Genomic DNA, 19,294 nt, shown 5'->3' with positions numbered 1-19,294 from the left:
GCCCCCGACATGCCGATCGACTGGCGCACCTACTACGAGCCGCTGATCGACTGCACCGGGCACGGCGTCGGCGTCGCCGCCGTCACCGCCCTGGAGGCGGGCGGGCGCACCGGCCCGGCCCGGGTCGTGGTGCAGGGCTTCGGCGCGGTGGGCCGCGCGGTCGCCCAGTTCCTGGAGGACCGCGGCCACTCGGTGGTCGGGGTCGCCGACATCGGCGGCACCATCAGCGCCGACCGGCTGCCGGTCGCCGACCTGGTCGACATCACCGACGAGTTCGGCCGGATCGACCGCAGCCGCCTCCCGCAGGGCGTCACCCTCTCCGGCGAGCCCGACGCCTGGCTCGACCTGGACGCCGACCTGCTGGTCCTGGCGGCCCAGAAGTACGCGCTGAACGCCGAGAACGCCCACCGGCTGCGGGCCCGGCTGGTGGTCGAGGGCGCCAACCTCGCCTCCACCGACGAGGCCAAGGAGAAGGTCGCCGCCGCCGGCGGCGTGCTCGTCCCCGGCGTGATCGCCAACATCGGCGGCGCCGGCTCGGCGGCCCTCGCCGTCACCCGGCAGGTCCCGTTCGAACTGCCCGCGCAGGCCCGCAAGCAGTGGGTCTTCGACTGGGTCGGCGGCCGGGTCCGGCGCAACACCCGCGACCTGCTGGAGATCGCCGCCTCCCGGGCCGGCAACCCGCTGCCCGAGCTGCTGGACGTCCGCCGCAAGGAGCGCGGATGACCGCCGCCGCCGAGACCGTGACCGGGACGCCGGGGAGCACCGCCGGGGCCGAGACCGCGGAGACCTCCGCCGAGGCCGCGCCCCCGTCCTTCGCCCCGTCCCCGGAGCGCGCCGCCGAGTACCTGCGGCGCGGCTGGTGGCGCCGGGAGACCTTCCTGGACGACCTGCGCCGGCAGGCCCGGCTGCGCCCGCGCAAGCTCGCCGTCGCCGCCCGGCGGATCGGGGAGTCGCGCACCGACACCCTCGACTACGCCGAACTCGCCCGGCTGACCGACCGGTTCGCCGTCGCCCTGCTCGAACTCGGCGTCCGGCGCGGCGACTTCATCGCCGTCCAGCTCCCCAACCGGTGGGAGACGGTGCCGCTGCTGTTCGCCGCGATCCGGATCGGCGCGGTGACCTGCCCGATCGACCCGGTCTGCCAGGAGGAGGAGCTGCGCCACCGCCTCGAACTGACCGGCGCCCGGGTGGTCGTCACCGTCCCCGAGTGGAACGGCTACCCGCTGGCCGCGCACCTCACCGCGCTCAAGGCCGACCTGCCGCTGGAGCACGTGGCGGTGGTCGGCGGCCGGAGCCCCGGCACCCTCTCCTTCGAGGACCACTTCGTCCACACCCCCTGGGAGGAGGGCCGCACCGGCGACCTGGACGGCCTCGAACTCACCCCCGACGAACCGTTCGTGGTGCTGTTCACCTCCGGCACCACCGGCCTGCCCAAGGGCGTCCTGCACAGCCAGAACACCGTCCACGCGGCCGTCCGCGGCTACGCCGACACCTTCCTGCTCGACGACGGCCTGGTCGCGGCCGTCACCACCCCGCTGGTGCACTACTCCGGCTTCGGCCAGGGCGTGCTGACCGGCGTCATGGTCGGCGGCACCGTCGCCTTCCAGGACCTCCGGCGCAACGACGCCCTGCTCGACCTGGTCGAACGGTACGGCGCCACGCTGGTCTACGGCCCGCCGAGCACCCTCGCCGACATCGTCCGCGCCCAGCGCGCCGAACCCCGCGACGTCTCCACCTTGCGGCACGCGATCACCGGCTCCGCGCCCGTCCTGCAGGACCTGGTGGACGACGTCCGCGAGACGCTCGGCGCCCGCACCTACTCGGTGTGGGGGATGTCCGAGTTCGGGCCGGTCACCATCACCCGGCTCGACTACGACGCGGACCGGGCCGCGTACAGCAACGGCGGGCCGATCGACGCGATGGAACTGCGGGTCGACCACCCCGACGACCCGACCGTCCGGGCCGCCGTCGGCCGGTTGCGGGTGCGCGGCGCCGCCCAGTCCCTCGGCTACCACAAGCGCGCGGACGCCTTCGCCGCCGAACTCGACGCCGACGGCTGGTTCGACACCGGCGACCTCGCCCGCACCGACGGCCGCGGCGGCGTCCGGATCCTCGGCCGGGCCCGGGACGCCCTGCTGCGCGACGGCGCCGTCGTGCCGATGACGGAACTGGAGGCGATCGTCTCCCGCCACCCCGACGTCGCCGAGACCGCCCTGGTCGGCACCACCGGGAGGCACGACGACCCGATCCTGGCCGTCGTGGTGCCCAGCGGGCCCGCCCGCCCCGACCTGGACGGCATCCTCGCCCACCTGCGCGCGGCCGGCCAGGAGGAGCGCTTCCTCCCCGAGCGGCTGGTCCTGGTCGACGCCCTGCCCAAGACGCTCACCGGCAAGGTCCGCAAGGCCGAACTGCGACGGCGCCATGGCGGGCAGTGACCCCGGCCGCCCCGCCGGCCCGCCGTCCACCCCCCAGCCCGAACCGACCCGTGGAGTCCGCCGATGACCGAGCCCGCCCCGGTGACCCTGTCGGCGACGCTGGCCGCCGACGAGGCACTCGCCCGCCGGCGCGCCGCGGGGGAGCAGGTCCTGATGATGGCCAGCGGGGAGATCGGACTGCCCGTCCTCCCCGAACTGCGGGCCCGCCTCGCCGCCGCCGTCGGCGAGGCGTCCTACGGGCCGGTGGCGGGCAGCCCCGCGCTGCGCGCCGCCGCGGCCGGCTACTGGCGGCGGCGCGGCCTGGCCGCCGACCCGGACGCGGTGGTGGCCGGACCCGGCAGCAAGTCCCTGCTGTTCGCGGCGGTCAAGGCGATCGGCGGCGACGTGGTGGTGCCCCGGCCCAGCTGGGTCAGCTACGCCGCCCAGGCCGCGCTGGCCGGGGCCGCCGTCCTGCGGGTGCCGGTCCGGCCCGGGCAGGGCGGGGTGCCGGACCCGGACGCGCTGCGGGAGGCCGTCCGGGCCGCCCGCGCCGCCGGACGGGACCCGCGCTCGGTCGTGGTCACCCTGCCGGACAACCCCACCGGCAACGTCGCCGCGCCCGACACCGTGCGGCAACTGGCCGAAGCCGCCCGGGAACTGGACCTCTTCGTGATCTCCGACGAGATCTACACCGACCTGGTCCACGACCCGGACACCCGGGCGGCCTCCCCGGCCCTGTTCGCCCCCGAACGCACCGTCGTCACCGGTGGCCTGACCAAGAACCTGGCGGTCGGCGGCTGGCGCACCGGCATCGCCCTGCTGCCGCCGGGCCCGGCCGGACGGCAGCTGCGCGAGCGGCTGGTCGCCGTCGCCAGCCAGATCTGGTCCAGCCCCCCGGCCCCCGTCCAGGCCGCCGCCGCCTACGCCCTGGACGAACCGCCGGAGGTCACCGCCCGGGTGGCCGCCGCCACCCGGCTGCACGGACGCGTCGTGCGGGCCGTTGCCGAGCGGTTCACCGCCGCCGGGGCCCTGCTCGACCCCGTCCGCGCGACCTGCTACCTCTACCCGGACTTCGAACCGCTGCGCGACCGGCTCGCCGCCGCCCACGGCGTGCGCACCGGCACCGCGCTGGCCCGGCTGCTCACCGACCGGTACGGCCTCGGGGTGCTGGCCGCCGAGGAGTTCGGCGAGGACCCCGGGCCGCTGCGGCTGCGCGCCGCCACCAGCAGGCTCTACGGCGACACCGCCGAACGGCAGCAGGCCGCGCTGGCCGCCGACGACCCGCTCGGCCTGCCCTGGATCCGGGCGTCCGTCGACCGGATCGAGGAGGTCCTGGCCGACCTCGCTGTCGCGCCCGCCACCACCCGCTCCACCACCCGCTCCGCCGTCCGGCCCGCTCCGGGCCCGGCACACCGATCAGCACAGGAGGAACCGGAGATGACCGTACTCTTCGAATGCGAGTACCAGGGCGAGCGGTACGCGGGCTTCGAGAAGCCCGTCCCCGGCGCCCCGCTGACCCTCTACCGGGTCGACGACGGCCGGCTGCGGGCCGAGTTCGTCGCCGCCGGGAGCCCCGAGGACGTCGTCGCCGCGATCAAGGCCGGGGCCGAGCCGGTCGTCGTCGAGGGCGGCGAGGACGAGATCCGCTACCTGCCCCCGCTGCTGCCCGAGACCACCGGCGACGCCCTGCTCAGCGGCTTCATGCGGACCCACCGCTCGAAGTTCGAGAAGGAGCCGGTCGAGGGCGAGGAGTTCGTCCCGCCGAACTGGTTCTTCAAGGGCTTCGGCTCCTGGCTGCGCCTGCCCGGCGACCAGCTGGTCGCGCCCAAGCGCTCCGTCGCGCTGATCGAGGAGCCCGAGGTGGCCCTGGTCTACGTCAACGACGACGCCGGCAACCCCCGGTACGCCGGCTACACCTTCGCCAACGACCTGTGCGACATCGGCCTGCACATCCAGAACCCCGGCTGGAACCCGTACTGCAAGCTGGTCGACACCTCCATCGCGCCCTGGCTCTTCCTCGGCGAACCGCCCGCCTCGGTCACCGGCCGGGTCACCATCGAACGGGACGGCGCCACCGCCTGGGAGGGCCCGTTCGACTGCGGCGAGGACGCGCTGTACTTCAAGGTGCAGGCCATGGTGGACCACCTCTTCGAGTACCCGGCGCTGCGCCGCCCCGGCCTGGTCCACTACCTGCTGCTCGGCGCCGACCAGGCCAGCTACCACGACGGCTTCCGGATCGCGGACGGCGACCGCATCACCATCGACGTGAGCAGCCACGGCGTGGTGCTCTCCAACCAGGTGGTCTTCGGCCTGCCGGACGCCGCCTCCTGACACCTGCGGTTCGGGCGTTCGCGGTCGGCGGGCCCGTCGGGAACGGCGGGCCCGCCGTTCCCGCTCGGGCGGACGGTGACGGCGGAGCGGCGGCGGGGCCTCTCCCCGGTACCGGCAGGAGACGGGCGGCAAACCCCCACGGCCGGCCCGGTCGACCGGGTAGGTTACTGCCCGGGTGCGGTGCTGGGACGCGGAAGGGGAGGGGCGCCGTGGAGTTCGAACTGAGCGTGACAGGTGCGGGGAGCGCCGCAGAGCTTCGTCGACTGGTCCAACGGCTCCGGCTGGAGGACGGGTTGCGCGGGCGGGTGGGGCTGCAGCGGGAGGCGCCCCGGCCGGGGGAGATGGGTGGTGTCGTGGAGGTGGCGACCGTCGCGTTCGCCTCGGGCGGGGCGGGAACCGTGCTGGTGAAGGTGCTCGCGGACTGGCTGTCCCCCCGGCGCAGTCACCTCGTGTTGAAGGTGAGCAACGCCCGGGGAGAGGTCTTCGAGCTCGACGTCGACAATGTCAAGGACCCGGAGGCGTTGACGGAGCGATTCGCGGCGTTCGTGGCGGGGTCCGCCGCCGACGGCGCTGCGGTGGCCACCCTCTCGAGCGGGGAAGGGTCGGCCCCGGACGATGGCGCTGCCTGACGGACCCGGTTCGCGGGTGGTGCTGATCGGCGCGTCCCGGTACAAGGACGAGCAGGCGCTGCCCGAGTTGCCCGGAGTCCTCAACAACCTGACGGGGCTGGTCGACGCGCTGTGCGATTCGCGGCAGGGCTGGTTGACGCCCGCGCAGTGCACCGTGCTGGCCGACCCGGTGCGTCCGTCCGAGGTGACCGGCGTGCTGAAGGGCCCCGCCCAGGAGGCCGAGGACCTGCTACTGGTGTACTACGCCGGCCACGGGGTGACGGAGGACAACGAGTACTACCTCGCGGTCGGCGAGACCGATCCCGACGAGCCGTCGGTCGGCGCGGTGCCGTACCGGACACTGCGCCGGATCGTGCTCGGGGCCAAGGCCGCGAACCGGGTGGTGATCCTCGACGCCTGCTGGTCCGGGATGGCGGCCGACCCGCACATGGGGGACGCGGGCACCGTGCTCCGCAGCGCCACCAGGATCGAGGGGGCCTTCGTCCTGGCGTCCTCCGAGTACGACTCGGTCTCGCTGGCTCCGGTCGGCGAGCGGTTCACCGCCTTCACCGGTGAGCTGATCCGGCTGCTACGCGAGGGATCCCCCCAGCTCGGGCCGGAACTGACGATGGAGAACGTCTACCAGTACCTGTGGCACGCGCTCCCGGCCGCCGGCCGCCCCCGGCCGGCCCGCACCTCCACCGGCCTGATCGCCGGGCTGGCGCTCGCCCGCAACCGGGGCTTCCGGGCGGACGCCCGGCAGTGGCACGCCGAGCACGCCGGTCACCCCGGAGTGCGGGACGGCCGACTGCTGCTGGAGGACGAGGAACGCATCGGCCACCGCGGCGCCCCGGCCGCGGCGGCGGACGGCTACACCGCCGTCGCCCAGGTCCTCACGCGCCTGTTCGGCGTGACCGACCACCTGGCCGAGGCAGCACTGCGCAGCAGCTCCTTCTGGACGGAGCAGGCCGCCCGCCCGGTCCGCCTCACCCGCTCCGGCGGGGACCCGTCCCCGCTGACCGGGTTCCGCACGGTGGGCATCGAACTCGGGGCAGACTTCTGCACCGTCGCCCACCGGGACGGCGAGCGGCTCGTTCCGGTCCCCAACGCCGAAGGGACCTGGCGCACTCCCTCGGTGGTGGCGTACACCGACGGCGGAGTGCTGGTCGGGGAGCCGGCCCGCCGACAGGCCGTCAGCAACCCCGATCGGACCTTCGCCCTCGCCGATCGGTGGTGGGAGACCGCTGCCTCCTCCCCGATCACCCTCGACGAGGTCTACGCGGAGGTGCTGCGCAAGCTGCGGCGGGACGCCGAGGCCGAACTCGGCGAGCGTGTCGTCCGGGCGGTGCTGGCCGTGCCGGCGGGCCTGCCCGACAGCGAGCGGAAACGGATCCGGGCAGCCTGCCGCCAGGTCGGCCTGGAGCCGATGCGACTGATCTCCGGGCCGCTCGCGGCAGGTCTCGCCCTCGCCCACCGGCTGGGGAATCCAGAGGCCGTGGCCTTGGTGGCCCACTTCGGCGAGGCATCGTTGGACCTTGCGTGCCTGGTGCTCGGCGACGGTGTGGTCGAGGTGCGCTCGGTGATATCCGACGTGCGTCTGGGCAGCGGGAGTTGGACCAGCAAACTGGCCGATGGCATGCGTCGGGAGTTCGAACGGCTGCACGCCGTTCTGCTCCCGACCGACCGGACCACCGAGCAGCGGATACGGGAGGCGGCCGCGCAGGCGATCGCCGACTTCGCCACCGTCGACAGCGCCGCGGTCCGGCTGCCCCACCTGGTCACCGGCTCCGGCGGTTCCGTGGACGTCGAGTACCAGGTCACCCGCCTGTGGTTCGGCGAGCTGATGGCCGATCGGTTCGCGGAACTCGACACCGTCCTGCGCCGGCTCCTGGAGGAGGCGGACATCGAGCCGGACGACGAGGCGGACCACGTGCTGTCGATCGGTGCGGCCGCCCGGATCCCCGGCCTGGCCGAGGTCCTGCGGCGCCACTCGAAGGGACAGCAGGTCAACACCGGCGTCTTCCCCGAACGCCTGATCGCGCAGGGCGCGGCCCTCCAGGCCGGCATCCTGACCGGCGAGGTCAAGGACGTCCTGTCGATGGACGTCATGCCACGGACCGTCGGCCTCGCGCTGGCCGACGGCGGGGTGCTGCCGTTGCTGGAACGCAACACGTTCTTTCCGGCCACCTGCTCGGTGCTTGTCACGACCTCCGTCGCCGACCAGCCGCAGCTCGTTCTGGACGTCCTCACCGGGGACCACCCGGACCCGCTCGTGCTGGCGGGCCGGCTCACCCTCGCCGACCTGCCACCGCTCCCGCGCGGGCTCCCGCGGATCGAGGTCACGATCGACGTCGACGCCAACGGCGTGCTCGCGATCACCGCGAAGGACCTCGGGACCGGCGACGCGGTCGGGATCGACGACCTCGCCACGGCCGAACCCCCTGTCGTCCCGGCCCTCCGGTGGCTTCCGGCCAGGACCGAGGCAGGGCCGGAGCGGCCCGGTAGCAGTCGCATCCGTTCATGACGACTCATCAGGCAAGCTGAGCCGCAATCCCGTTGGTCCATGCTGTGGTCCACTTCGGCGAACTCCGGGATTTCGGGGCAGCCCCGTCCTAGAGTCGGCGCATGGGCTTCCGGGTCAACTCCGCCGACGAGATCTACGGGTACGTCTTCCAGCGTGGACCTGACCGCCCCCTGCTCGGTGACGGCTTCGGCTGGACCATCCTCCTGCTCGACGACGGCGGCGAGCGGGGTAGGGAGTTCCTGCTTGCCTTCGGCGCCCGACTGATCGCGGGCACCTCCGGACGAGTGCGCTTCGCCTTCTTCGCCGACCCCCCTGCAGGCCCGTACACCCGCACTCGGTACGACGCCCGTGACGGGTGGAGCGCACTGCGCCCCAGCGCGTTCCACCCGTTCGCCGACGGCGACGAACTGGACCTGCGTGATCGCACGGGTCGGGACGGCGTGCTGCGCGCGGTTCCGGGCCAGCGCGAGTCCTGGCGGTTCGTGCAAGCTCTCGGAATAGGCCGCCACCTCCCCTGCCTGCTGGTGATCACCGACTTCGGGTCCGAGGACCTCCACATCCTGCCGTTCGGGAACCGTTCCGCCGGGGAGGTCTACCAGCGGGTGCGGGGCTGGATCGACGAGTTCTACGAAGCCAACCAGAAGGCGTTGCGCGAATGGTCGGTCCTGGAGCGCCGGATCGCCGACCATGCCGAGGAGGCCGCGACCTCGCTGGTGGCCGTTCGCGCCTGGCCCGTCAGACGGCGCCGGCTCTGGCTGGCCCTGGGACTGCTGACCGAAGCAGCCCGGATCGCCCCGGACGACCCGGATCGCGCCGTCCAGGGCCTCGCCCCCCTGAGGTACGCCCCCGGGCTGCCCGCGGACATCGCCACGACGGTGCGCGAACTCGGCTCCCGGACAGATCGGTTGAAAGACCGGGAGCGGCGCTGCGCCGGGTTGCTGGAGCGGGCCGAACTGCTGGCCGCCGACGGCGATCCGCAGTCCATCGGCGAGCGCCTGCGGGAACTCGCGGGCGACAGGCCCAGCGGCCTCTCCGAGGACACCGCCGCCCTGCTGCTCGAAGCCTCGCACCTGTGGACCGGGGGTTCCGAACCCCATCCGAGTACCTACCTGGTCGTCTGGTGGAAGGGGCCTGCCGGGACGCTCTGCTCCAAGCGGGTGTTCGGCCGCCTCCGCTACTCCTGGCCCGACATCGGCAGCCGGGCCCGGACCGGAGAGCAGACGGGTGGCGGGGCAGCCCGCGACCACCAGGTGCTGTGGGAAGCGCTGGCCGAGTGCCCCGTCATGGCCGAGCCGCGAACCACCACCGAGGCCGTGCTGTCCGCGTTGGCCGCTCACTGCGGCATCCCCGCGGACTCCCCGGAGTGGCTGACTGCTGCCGAACCCCTGCGCGCCCACCTGCTGGAGCGGCTGTCCGCCGCTCGGCAGGAGGCACCCGGCTGGGTCAGGACCGCCTCACCGGCCCTGCGGATCGGCGAGTGCCTGCCCAAGGACGGTTCTCCGGAGGCGCGCAGCCACCACGAGGCCCTCCGCGTCGTCGAAGCGATCGCCGCGCGGGCCCCGCAGACCGTCCCGCAGGTGGACGGCAAGCCCGCCCACCTGCGCCACCGTGACCTGGTCGTCCACGCCCTGCGAACCGACGCGGAGCGCGTCGCGGTGCCGGCCGGGGACCGGGCCGAACTGTCCACGTGGGTCGGCCAGGAACTCGGCCTGGCCCGGCTCCGCCTGCACGCCGCGTTGGAAGCGGACCTCCCGGACCCGGCGGGCCGACCGGCCGGCACGGACCGGCTGGAGGCCGACGTCAAGACGGCCGAACGGCTCGGCCGGGACCTGCTCAGGTACGAGGAGGCGCTGGAGCGGATCACCTACCCGCACATTCGCGACCCCTGGCTGGTGCGGCTGCCGCTGGAACGCGGGTCGGGCCGGACGATGGGATTCGTCGGAGACCTGGCCCCTGACCGTCGTGACGGGATCGGTGCTGCGCGCAGCACGATCGGCCGGTTCGACGAGGCCGCTCGCGAAGCCCTGTCGGCCAGCCGCACAGCTGCCACCGACGGCACCCGAATGCCCCCGGAGGAACGCTTCGCCGCGGTCTTCGCCCAGGTGGTTCCGGCGGAATGGGCAGCAACGGTGCTGGCACCGTTCGAGGGCGCGGACCAGGGCGCGAGGCTCCTGCAGGCGATCCGCGAGCGGCGGCTGGTCGACGTCCTGGCCGGCCTCGACCCGGCCGAGCTGCACGCACTCACCGAGCGGGTCGGCCTCGACGGCGGCTCCGGCCCGAGCACCGGGCAGACCGCCCCGGCCACACCCGAAACCGTACAGGCCCTGTTCGGCCTGCCCGTGCCGCTGCGGGTCAGGATCACCCACCCGTACCCGGACACCGACGACCCCCGCACGGTCCGGGTGCGCACCCTCGCCGACCTGCTGTGCCGACGCGGCATCGACGCACGCTTGGACACCGCACCCGACCGGGGCCCCGCCCAGCGCCGACCCGACGACTTCGTCCTGGTCGTCGACCCGCCTGACCGGAAACGGCCCCGGTTCGGTCTCGTTCGGCGCGCGGCCCGGGCTGACACCCGGACCCTGACGGTCCTGCTCTCCTCCACCGAGCCGGCTGCCCGTCGCGCAGCCGGGTTCACCACCGGCTCGGATACGCCGCTGACCTGCCGGATCATCACCCTCGACCCGGAGGGTGTCGAGCCGCTCGTCCGCCATCTCACGGCCCAGTGACCCGGAGTGGCCCGCGCCCGATTCCGCTGCGAGTACCAGGGCGAGCGGCCCGGGGGGCCGGGGCGTCGCGGGCGGGTGTGCTCCAGGCAGGGGAACCGCGGCGTGGGGTCGTGCCGCCGGGCGGCGCGGTGTAGGAGCGTGGCGGGGAGCCCGGCCACCCGGCGGACGGGGCGGTGGCGCCCCGCGCCGGGGCGGCGGGCGGACCCCGAAGGAGGACCCCGATGTCGGAAGGCCGACAGCTGGCCGGGACCGGACTCGGCACGATCACCGTGCTCGGAGTCGCGTTGACCGAGAAGTGGCTGCTGCTGGTGTCGCTGTCCCTGGTCGCGGCCGGGGTGCTCGCGCTGCGGGTGGCGTGGCGCCGGGGCCGGAGCCTGCGGGACTGAGCGGGCGGGACTCCGGTGGCACGCATCCATCCGGCGTCGGCCCTGCCGCGCCGCGTCCTGGCGGCCGTGGGCCTGACCGTGCTGGCCGGGGCGTACCTGCTGGTGCGCCGGGTCGAGGCGGGGGCCGGCCCGCCCGGCGGGCCGGCCCCCGCGTTCGGCACGCTCTACACCGCGATGTTCGGCTGGCTCGCCTGGCGGACGGTGCTGGCGTACTGCGAGCGCCCGCACCGCGCCGACCCCGCCGGGCAGGCCGCGCTGGACCGCGCGCACGTCGCGGTCCTGGTGCCGGTCTTCAACGAGGACCCGGGCTGGCTGCGGCGCTGCCTGGCCTCGCTGCTGGCGCAGAGCCGCCCGCCCGACGCCGTGCACGTGGTCGACGACGGCAGCAAGGTCGACTACCGGCGCGAACGGGAGTGGTTCCGGGCGGCCTGCCGGGACGCGGGAGTCGCGGTGAGCTGGCAGCGCACCCCCAACCGGGGCAAGCGCGCGGCCCAGCTCCTCGCCGCCGGACGGGCCCCGGAGGCGGACTTCTTCCTCACCATCGACTCGGACACCGACCTGGACACCGAGGCCGTCGCGGAACTGCTGCGCCCCTTCGCGGACCCGCGGGTCCAGTCGGTGGCCGGGGTGGTGCTGGCCGCCAACGCGGAGAAGAACCTGCTGACCCGCTGCACCGACCTCTACATGACCGTCTGGCAGCTCAACGAGCGCTCCGCCCAGTCCGTGCTGGGCTCGGTCCTGGTCAACACCGGCGTGCTGGCCGCGTACCGGGCGGCGGTGGTCCGCGAGCACGCCCGCGCCTACCTGGGCGAGACCTTCCTGGGCCGCCCCGTGGTCTTCTCCGACGACTCGATGCTGACGCTGTTCGCCAAACTGCGCGGCCGCACGGTGCAGCAGCCCAGCGCCCTCGGGCTGGCCGCGATGCCGGAGACGCTCGACCACCACCTGCGCCAGCAGCTGCGCTGGATGCGCGGCTCCGCGATCCGCACCTGCTGGCGCCTGCGCTACCTGCCGCTGACCGGCTACGCGTTCTGGCTGCAGGCCGCGCACCTGTTCACCGCCGCCACCGGCGGCGTCCTGTTCCTGTGGCTGTTCCTGTGGCAGCCGTTCACGGTCGGAGTGCCGCTGTGGCTGCTCCTCGTGGTGCCGACCGTCATCTCCTACGTCGAGGCGCTGCGCTACCTCACCGTCCGCCGGCACGGCCACCCGCTCCGCCGCCAACTGGCGGTCCTCGCCCTCGCCCCGCTGACCCTGCTGTGGGGGATGACCGTCCTGCGGGCGCTCAAGTGGTACGGGGCCCTGACCTGCGCGCGCACCGGCTGGGGCACCCGCCAGGACGTCGAACTGGCCCTGTCCGTCCCGCCCGTCGACCGCTGACCGGGCGGTCGGGCCTCAGGGGGTCGGGCTGCGGTCGGGGGCGGTCGCGCGGGGGCGGGTCGCGGCGTGGCCCGCGCCGCGGCCGGTCGCGTGGGCGGTGATCAGGCCGCCGCGGATCCGGACCGCGATCTCGGTGAGGTCGAGGTCCGGGCCGGGGCTGCGGTCGGCGGTCGAGAGGTGGGCGAGGGCGGCCGGGACGGTGCCGGCGTCGTCGAGGACGACGCGGGCCCGGGGCAGGCGGTCGGGCGGGAAGACCCGGCGCAGGCAACCGATGAGGTCGACGAGCCGCAGCCGGGCCAGCCGGCCGGTCTCGGCGGGGTCGCTCGTGACGACGACGACCGTCACCCCGTCGTCCGGCCCGGCCGAGCGCAGCGCCTCCTCGGCCGCGGACAGCCGCCCCGCGCCCAGCACGACGACCACGCCGTCGCGGCCGAGGTCGACCGGGCGGCCGGTGATCTCGTCGCGCAGGCCGTCCGGCGGCGTCCACCGGGTCTCGGTCGCCCGGGCCGGGGCGACGTGGGGCAGGTGCGGCGGCTCCGGGTCGTCGCCGAGGTCGGTGTCGGCGAGGTGTTCGGCGGCGCGGGCCAGGTCGAAGGGGTCGCCGACGCCGGGGGCGTTCTCCGCGACGGCGGCCGCACCGTGCAGCAGGGTCAGGGCCAGCCCGGCGCGCCGCACCGTCCCCGGGGCGACGGCGGACGCGGGGAACGGGGTGGGGGCGGCGGGCGCGGTGGGGCGCGGTGTGAGGGCCAGGGCGAGCAACAGAGCCTCGAACCGGACGAGTTCGGCGAGCGCGGCCCGGGCCGGCTCGGTGTCCGGCACGCCGGACAGCGAGCGCAGCCGCAGGTGGCCGCTCCCCGGGGAGTCGCCGAGGAAGGGCAGCCGTTCGAGCCAGACCCGGGCGAAGGAGCCGAGCGCCCGTCCGGCGGAGGCGGGCGGTTCGGCCGGGGGGTCGGCGGCGTCCCGGGCCCGTTCGGCGGCGTCGACCAGGACGGCGAGGTAGAGCGCGCGCTTGCCGGTGAAGTTGGAGTAGACCGCGCCCCTGGTCAGCTCGGCCCGCTCGGCGATCCGGTCGACCTTGGCCTCGGTGTAGCCGTGCTCGGCGAACTCCTGCCGGGCCGCGACCAGCACCGCCGCGCGGGTCCGCTCCTGATGCTGGGCGCGGGTCAGTCTCGCCATCGTGTCCCCTTCGGCTCCTGGTGTGTCATGATACCCACGCCATTCGGATGATGGCTGTATCCGAATGTCGGCAACATTCGAGCTGCCGTGGGCGCACCCGCCCGGAAGGAGCACCCGATGAACCGGTCCGAAGCCCGCGCCCCGGACGCCGCCCTGCTGGTCCTGCACGCCCTGCGCTGCGCCGGCGCCGTCGGCGTCGCCCGGCTCGGGGCGATCACGGGGCTCGACGAGTCCGCCGCCGAGTCCGAGCTGATCGACCTCGGGGTCGACGGCCTGGTCACCCGGCTGTCCGGCGCGCCGCCGGTGTGGTGCCTCACGGACGCGGGGCGCGCGGCGGACGCCGAGCGGATCGCCGGCGAACTGGAGGCGGCCGGGGCCCGCGCGCGGGTGGCGGCGGCGTACGAGCGGTTCATGGTCCTCAATCCCGAGCTGCTCGACCTCTGCACGGCCTGGCAGTTGCGGTCCGTCGACGGCGTGACGACCGTCAACGACCACGGCGACCCCGCGCACGACTCCCGGGTGCTCGCCCGGTTCGCCGACCTGGACGGGCGGGCCGCCGAGGTCGGAGCCGAACTGTCCGCCGTCCTGCCCCGGTTCGGCCGCTACCGCCTGCGCCTCGCCGACGCCCTCGAACGGGCCGCCGCCGGCGAGTCGGCGTACCTGGCCGACCACACCGCCTCGTACCACGTCGTCTGGGCGGAACTGCACGAGGACCTGCTGGCGACGCTCGGGTTGGCCCGGTGGTGACGCGGTGGGTCCGCGCGCTCTCCGCCCGGACCGGGGGGACGGCCGAGACCCTGGGCGGCAAGGCGGCCGGCCTGGTCGTGCTGCACCGGCTCGGCCTGCCGGTGCCGGCCGGGTTCGTCGTCACCACGGAGGGCTGCCGCGCCTTCCGGCGGGACGGGCGCCTGCCCGCCGGGCTCGACGGGGAGCTCGCGACGGCCGTGGCCGACCTCGAACGCGCCACCGGGCGGACCTTCGGCGGGCCGCGCCGGCCGCTGGCGGTGTCCGTCCGCTCCGGGGCCGCCGCGGCCATGCCCGGCATGCTGAGCACGGTCCTCAACCTCGGCCTCACGACCGGGGCGACCGAGGGCCTGGCCGCCGAGACCGGCGACCGGGCGTTCGCCCTGGACGCGCGGCGGGGCTTCCTGCGCGGCTTCGCCGCCGCGAGCGCTGCTGCGGGTGCTGCTGCGGGTGCTTCCGCGGGCGCGGTGGCGGTTCCGGAGGACGCCGGCGGGCAGTTGCGGCGGGCGGTCGAGGCCGTGTTCTCCTCCTGGGACGCGCCGCGCGCGCACACCTACCGCGAGCTGAACGGCATCCCGCACGACCTGGGCACGGCCGTGATCGTCCAGCGGATGGTCTTCGGCAACCGCGACGGCGACAGCGGCAGCGGCGTCGCGTTCAGCCGCGACCCCGGCACCGGCGAGCACACCCCGTTCGGCGAGGTCCTGTTCGGACGCCAGGGCGAGGAGGTCGTCTCCGGGCGGGCGACGACCCGGCCGCTGCGCGAACTCGCCGGGCGGCAGCCGCGGGTGTGGGCCGGGCTGCTCGACGCCCTGCACCGGATCGAGCAGCACCACCGCGACGCCTGCTACGTCGAATTCACCTTCGAGTCCGGCGAGTTGTGGTTCCTGCAGGTCCGGCCCGGCAGGTTCACCGGGGCCGCCGCGATCCGGGTCGCCACCGAACTGGCCGACCAGCGGCTCATCGGACGGGACGAGGCACTGCTGCGGATCTCGCCGGTCCACCTCCGGCAGGCCCGCGTCCCGCGGATCGCCGCCGGGGAGGCCGACGTCCTCGCCCGGGGGACCGGCGCCTGCCCCGGCGTCGCCACCGGCCGGATCGCGACCACGGCGGACGGCGCGGTGCGCGCGGCCCGGAGCGGCCCGGTCGTCCTGGTGCGCCCGGAGACCTCCCCGGACGACCTGCGCGGCCTCGCCGCCGCCACCGGGATCGTCACCGCCCGCGGCGGGCCCGCCAGCCACGCCGCGGTCGTCGCGCGCGCGATGGGGAAGCCCGCCGCGGTGGGCGTGGCCGGCCTCGCCGTCGACGGCGCCGCCGTGACGGCCGGCGGCCGCACCCTCCCGGAGGGCACCCTCGTCACCGTCGACGGCAGCAGCGGCGAGGTGGTCCTCGGCCACGCCCGCACCGTCACCGGCGCCGACGACGAACACGTCCGCCGACTGCTCGCCTGGGCCGACGACGCCTCGGGCGACCACTCCGCCCGCGCCGGGGCCCACCGCCTCGCCGCGGCCCACGCGGCCCTGCGCGACCGCTGACCCGCGCGGACCCTCGCCGACCCCCACGAACGCTCGCGGACGTCCGCGGAGAGGAGACCCACCATGGCGACCCGGCACGTCCACCTCGTGCGGCACGGGGCGGCCGACGCCCTCGGCCGGCTGACCGGGGCCGGGGAGCGGCAGTCGGAGCTGCTCGGGGAGCGGCTGGCCGCCCTGCCGATCGACACGGTCTGGCACTCGCCGCTGCCCAGGGCGGTCTACAGCGCGCAGATCCTCGGCACCCGCCTGCCGGGCGCCGAGGTGCGCGAGGCACCGGAGCTGGTCGACCACGTCCCGCACGTACCGGCCGAGGTGCCGCCCGGGTGGGCGGCGTTCTTCGACGGCTACGGCGCCGCGGAGGCCGAGGCCGCCCGCCGCGCGGCCGACGCCCTGACCGGCAGGTTCGCCCGCCCGGCCGGGACCGAGACGCACGAGGTCCTGGTCACCCACGCCTACCAGGTGGCCTGGCTGGTCCGGGACGCCCTGGGCGCGCCGCCATCCCGCTGGCTCGGGCTGAGCTGCGGGAACGCGGCGCTCACCGTGATCGAGTACCGCGACGGCGACGCACCGACCCTCCTGCTCCACAACGACATGGGCCACCTCCCGGCCGACCTGCGCTGGACCGGCTTCGGCCCCGGCGCCCGCCCCTGACCACGGCCGGCACCCGCCCCCGGGGCGCCGGCGGCGGGGTCCGACTGCGTGGCGCGTGGCGGTCATGACGGACAGTAGACCGTCCGTGCCGGGGGCCGAACAATGAGCGCAGCCGCACTCTTGGGGGTGTGGCCGGCTACACCCCCGCCGGCCCCGGCAGAACCCCTGACCGCCCGCCGGCTCCTCTGCTAGAACGGGGACTTCACGGATCCAGCGGTTCCGCGCGGCCGGCGCCCCGTGCGTCGGACGCCCCGGGGCCGCGGCGAGAGGGGCGGGCGGCGTTGACGGAGAGCGGTGCGGGGAGCGGGACGCGGGAACCGCTGGAGGGCCTCCCGGTCCCGGAGCTCGACGCGGTGCTCGGCCAGGCGGTTCCCTTCGACCGGGACCGGTGGCTCCCGCTGCTCCCCGACGCGAGCTGGTGGCCGGGCGAGCTGGACGGCTGCCCGCGGGTGGGGCGCCGGCCGCGGGTCGACCGGCGGACGGTGTTCTCGGTGGCGGCCCGGGCGGGGACGGTCGAGGCCGACCGGCACCTGCTGGTGGCCGCGCTCGTGTGGGGGACGGGGACCAAGGCCCGCGGGGTGCGGCGCCGCGGGCGGGTCTTCGCGGGCACCCCCGTCGCGGAGATCGACGCGCGGCTCGGCGCGGCCCTGGCGGCGCTGCGGGAGCGGGGACCGGTGGAGGCGTACCGGGCCTTCAACAACGAGCACGGCATCGCGCAGCTGGGGCCGGCGTTCTTCACCAAGGTGCTGTACTTCGCCGGTGGCGGGGCCGGGGCGGGGCCGTACGCGCCGCTGATCCTCGACGGCGTCGTCTCCCGGGCGCTCAAGCGGCTCGGGGCGGTCGACGGGAAGTGGCCGGAGGCCGGGTGGAGGACCGACCGGTACCGGCAGTACCTCGACCTCGTCCACGGCCTCGCGCGGCAGCGGTCGGTCCGGCCCGACCAGGTCGAGGCGGCGCTGTTCCACCACGGCGGGCGGGCGTCCTGACGGTGCCCGGGTCCCGCCCCGGCCGGGGTCCCGCCCCGGCCGGGGGGCCGGGGCGGGCGGGTCAGTGGAAGCGGAACAGGGCGGTGTGCTGGGTGCCGTCGGTCAGGCCGACGGTGAACAGTCGGCAGCTGCCGGCGTAGGAGGGGTCGGTCTGCCAGCGGAAGCGGTAGCCCCGGGCGTCGGCCTCGAAGGACGGGGCGCCGCTCCCGGCGGCGGTGGCGGGTGCGGGCGGGGCGAGCGGGGTGCCGGTGGTGCAGTCGACGGGGGTCACGGCCGGGGAGTCGCGGGCGATGACGTCCGGGCCGAAGTCGCCGCCCAGGGCGAACTCGACCGGGACGGTCCGGCCGGCGTTCGCCCGGTTGACGGCGGGCGGGTCGGCGACCGGCGGGCGGAACCCGCTGAAGGGGTACTCGTAGGTGTAGCGGCCGGCGACGGAGCGCGGGCCGGTCCCGGCGGGGGTGGTCACCGTGACGTCGACGGGGCCGGCCGTTCCGGGCGGGGCGGTGGCCTCCAGGGTGCCGTCGTCGAGGACGGTGACGCCGCTCGCCGGTGCGCCGCCGAACCGGACGTCCAGGGCGCCGGCCAGGTGGGTGCCGGTGACGGTGACGGTGTTGCCGCCCGCGCCGGGCCCGTGGCCGGGGCGCACCCCGGTGACGGTGGGGGCGACGGGGGCGGTGGCCAGGGCGTACGGGCCGCTGCCGGTGGCGACGGTGCGGGTGACGGTGCCGGTGGCGGGGTCGATCACCGACAGCGTGCCGCCCTGGCTGTTGGCCACGTAGACGGCGCCGCCGGCCGGGTCGGCCAGCACGCCGACGGGGGTGGCGCCGACCGGCACGGAGCCGGTGACGGTGCCGGTGGCGGGGTCGATCACCGAGACCGTGTTGTCGTTCTGGCCGGCGACGTAGACCCGGCTGCCGTCCGGGGCGACCGACACGCCCCCGGGGCCGGCCCCGACCGGGACGGTGGCGCTGACCGTGTTGGTGGCGGTCTCGATCACCGAGACGTTGCTGCTGGCGTAGTTCGCCGCGTAGACCCGGCCGCCGTCGGGGGAGACCGCCAGCGCGGCGGGCATCCGGGCCCGGCCGTCGACGATCGTGTCGGTGAGGGTGGCGGTGTCGACCACCGACACCGAGCCGCCGATCAGGTTCGCGACGTACAGGCGGCCCCCGTCGGGGGTCACGGCGATGCCGAACGGCTGGCTGCCGACCGGCACGGTGGCGGTGACTGTGCGGGTCGCGGTGTCGATGACGTCGACGCCGCCCGACCGCGCGTTGACGTAGTGCCCGACGTAGGCGCGGGTCCCGTCCGGGGAGAAGGCCACCGGTCCGGGCAGCCGGCCGACCGTGATGGTCGCGGTGACCGCGGCGGTGGCGGTGTCGAGCACGGACACCGTGCCGCTGCCGTTGTTGACGACGTACGCCTGGGTGCCGTCGGGGGAGACCGCCACCGCCTGCGGGTAGCTGCCGACCGGGACGGTCGCCACCGGCGCGTCGGTCGACGGGTCGTAGGCCGTGACCGAGTTGGCGCGCGAGTTGGCGACGTAGACCAGCCGGTGCGCGGGGGCCGCGGAGGCCGTCGGTGCGGGGGGCGCTTCCGCCGCCACCGGTGACGCGGGCGCGACCACGCCCAGCGCGCAGAGCGCGGCGGCCGCCGGGACGAGCGCCGTCCGGCCGCGCGGCCGTCGGAGCCGATCCCGGGTTCCGGCCGTGGGGACCGCTGTCATGTGACTCCACCTCTCTTCTCGGCGCACCGGCCGGCGGGCCGGCCCGGAGTGCGCTGCGGGTGCGGTGGGGAGGGAGGGGACCCCGGGGCCGCCTGGCCGACCGGGGCGCG

Annotated in this window: 14 protein-coding genes; 12 read left to right on the top strand and 2 right to left on the bottom strand. The window is 75.7% G+C overall.

The genetic code is table 11. The features are described from left to right. From ABD345_RS27285 to ABD345_RS27250, 8 genes are all read left to right on the top strand, one after another. Positions 1-723 (top strand): Rossmann-fold NAD(P)-binding domain-containing protein (locus tag ABD345_RS27285; protein ID WP_486327092.1); only part of this gene is annotated, 723 nt, incomplete at its 5' end. Next, positions 720-2,435: an AMP-binding protein gene (locus ABD345_RS27280; protein ID WP_344555632.1), complete on the top strand. Its 1,716-nt coding sequence runs from the start codon at positions 720-722 to the stop codon at positions 2,433-2,435. The genes ABD345_RS27285 and ABD345_RS27280, both read left to right, overlap by 4 nt. 63 nt (positions 2,436-2,498) lie before the next feature. Further along, on the top strand, positions 2,499-4,745 hold the full coding sequence (locus tag ABD345_RS27275; RefSeq protein ID WP_344555630.1) for an aminotransferase class I/II-fold pyridoxal phosphate-dependent enzyme: 2,247 nt from the start codon (positions 2,499-2,501) through the stop codon (positions 4,743-4,745). Between the two features lie 209 nt (positions 4,746-4,954). Beyond that, complete coding sequence (locus tag ABD345_RS27270) at positions 4,955-5,374, top strand: effector-associated constant component EACC1 (RefSeq protein WP_344555628.1); 420 nt, start codon at positions 4,955-4,957, stop codon at positions 5,372-5,374. Continuing rightward, entirely contained in the window at positions 5,361-7,877 is a 2,517-nt protein-coding gene (locus ABD345_RS27265; RefSeq protein WP_344555626.1) for a caspase, EACC1-associated type, read from the top strand. The genes ABD345_RS27270 and ABD345_RS27265 overlap by 14 nt, the downstream gene beginning before the upstream one ends. 101 nt (positions 7,878-7,978) lie before the next feature. After that, positions 7,979-10,606, top strand: coding sequence for a hypothetical protein (locus ABD345_RS27260; RefSeq protein WP_344555624.1), 2,628 nt, complete (start codon positions 7,979-7,981; stop codon positions 10,604-10,606). A gap of 221 nt (positions 10,607-10,827) precedes the next feature. Then, positions 10,828-10,992: a hypothetical protein gene (locus tag ABD345_RS27255; protein ID WP_344555622.1), complete on the top strand. Its 165-nt coding sequence runs from the start codon at positions 10,828-10,830 to the stop codon at positions 10,990-10,992. Positions 10,993-11,007: 15 nt separating this feature from the next. Beyond that, positions 11,008-12,369: a glycosyltransferase gene (locus tag ABD345_RS27250; protein WP_344555620.1), complete on the top strand. Its 1,362-nt coding sequence runs from the start codon at positions 11,008-11,010 to the stop codon at positions 12,367-12,369. Positions 12,370-12,384: 15 nt separating this feature from the next. On the opposite strand, the gene ABD345_RS27245 is transcribed toward ABD345_RS27250, so the two are convergent. Next, positions 12,385-13,545 carry a TetR family transcriptional regulator gene (locus ABD345_RS27245; protein ID WP_344555618.1) on the bottom strand — a complete coding sequence of 387 codons (1,161 nt, stop codon included), beginning with the start codon at positions 13,543-13,545 and terminating at the stop codon, positions 12,385-12,387. A gap of 117 nt (positions 13,546-13,662) precedes the next feature. On the opposite strand from ABD345_RS27245, the gene ABD345_RS27240 reads away from it, so the two are divergent. The 4 genes from ABD345_RS27240 (at position 13,663) to ABD345_RS27225 (ending at position 17,461) form a co-directional block, all read left to right on the top strand. Continuing rightward, a complete protein-coding gene (locus ABD345_RS27240; protein WP_344555616.1) occupies positions 13,663-14,292 on the top strand; it encodes a transcriptional regulator in 630 nt (209 codons plus the stop codon). Beyond that, positions 14,286-15,824 carry a pyruvate, phosphate dikinase gene (locus tag ABD345_RS27235; RefSeq protein ID WP_344555614.1) on the top strand — a complete coding sequence of 513 codons (1,539 nt, stop codon included), beginning with the start codon at positions 14,286-14,288 and terminating at the stop codon, positions 15,822-15,824. Before ABD345_RS27240 ends, ABD345_RS27235 begins: the two co-directional genes overlap by 7 nt. A 63-nt stretch (positions 15,825-15,887) precedes the next feature. Then, positions 15,888-16,475 carry a histidine phosphatase family protein gene (locus ABD345_RS27230; protein WP_344555612.1) on the top strand — a complete coding sequence of 196 codons (588 nt, stop codon included), beginning with the start codon at positions 15,888-15,890 and terminating at the stop codon, positions 16,473-16,475. A 281-nt stretch (positions 16,476-16,756) separates the two neighbouring features. Further along, a complete protein-coding gene (locus tag ABD345_RS27225) occupies positions 16,757-17,461 on the top strand; it encodes an 8-oxoguanine DNA glycosylase OGG fold protein (protein ID WP_344555610.1) in 705 nt (234 codons plus the stop codon). Between the two features lie 61 nt (positions 17,462-17,522). On the opposite strand, the gene ABD345_RS27220 is transcribed toward ABD345_RS27225, so the two are convergent. After that, on the bottom strand, positions 17,523-19,184 hold the full coding sequence (locus ABD345_RS27220; RefSeq protein WP_344555608.1) for a PxKF domain-containing protein: 1,662 nt from the start codon (positions 19,182-19,184) through the stop codon (positions 17,523-17,525). Positions 19,185-19,294: the final 110 nt, after the last annotated feature.

This window comes from Kitasatospora saccharophila (genome assembly GCF_039529925.1).
Taxonomy (GTDB): Bacteria; Actinomycetota; Actinomycetes; order Streptomycetales; family Streptomycetaceae; genus Kitasatospora; species Kitasatospora saccharophila.
This window is presented reverse-complemented; position numbering and strand designations above follow the sequence as displayed.

What these genes read in the sequence shown, in the direction of transcription:
- ABD345_RS27280 (WP_344555632.1), top strand. Translation starts at nt 720, where the DNA reads ATGACCGCCGCCGCCGAGACCGTGACCGGGACGCCGGGGAGCACCGCC.
- ABD345_RS27275 (WP_344555630.1), top strand. Translation starts at nt 2,499, where the DNA reads ATGACCGAGCCCGCCCCGGTGACCCTGTCGGCGACGCTGGCCGCCGAC.
- ABD345_RS27265 (WP_344555626.1), top strand. Translation starts at nt 5,361, where the DNA reads ATGGCGCTGCCTGACGGACCCGGTTCGCGGGTGGTGCTGATCGGCGCG.
- ABD345_RS27260 (WP_344555624.1), top strand. Translation starts at nt 7,979, where the DNA reads ATGGGCTTCCGGGTCAACTCCGCCGACGAGATCTACGGGTACGTCTTC.
- ABD345_RS27255 (WP_344555622.1), top strand. Translation starts at nt 10,828, where the DNA reads ATGTCGGAAGGCCGACAGCTGGCCGGGACCGGACTCGGCACGATCACC.
- ABD345_RS27245 (WP_344555618.1), bottom strand. Translation starts at nt 13,545, where the DNA reads ATGGCGAGACTGACCCGCGCCCAGCATCAGGAGCGGACCCGCGCGGCG.
- ABD345_RS27240 (WP_344555616.1), top strand. Translation starts at nt 13,663, where the DNA reads ATGAACCGGTCCGAAGCCCGCGCCCCGGACGCCGCCCTGCTGGTCCTG.
- ABD345_RS27230 (WP_344555612.1), top strand. Translation starts at nt 15,888, where the DNA reads ATGGCGACCCGGCACGTCCACCTCGTGCGGCACGGGGCGGCCGACGCC.
- ABD345_RS27220 (WP_344555608.1), bottom strand. Translation starts at nt 19,184, where the DNA reads ATGACAGCGGTCCCCACGGCCGGAACCCGGGATCGGCTCCGACGGCCG.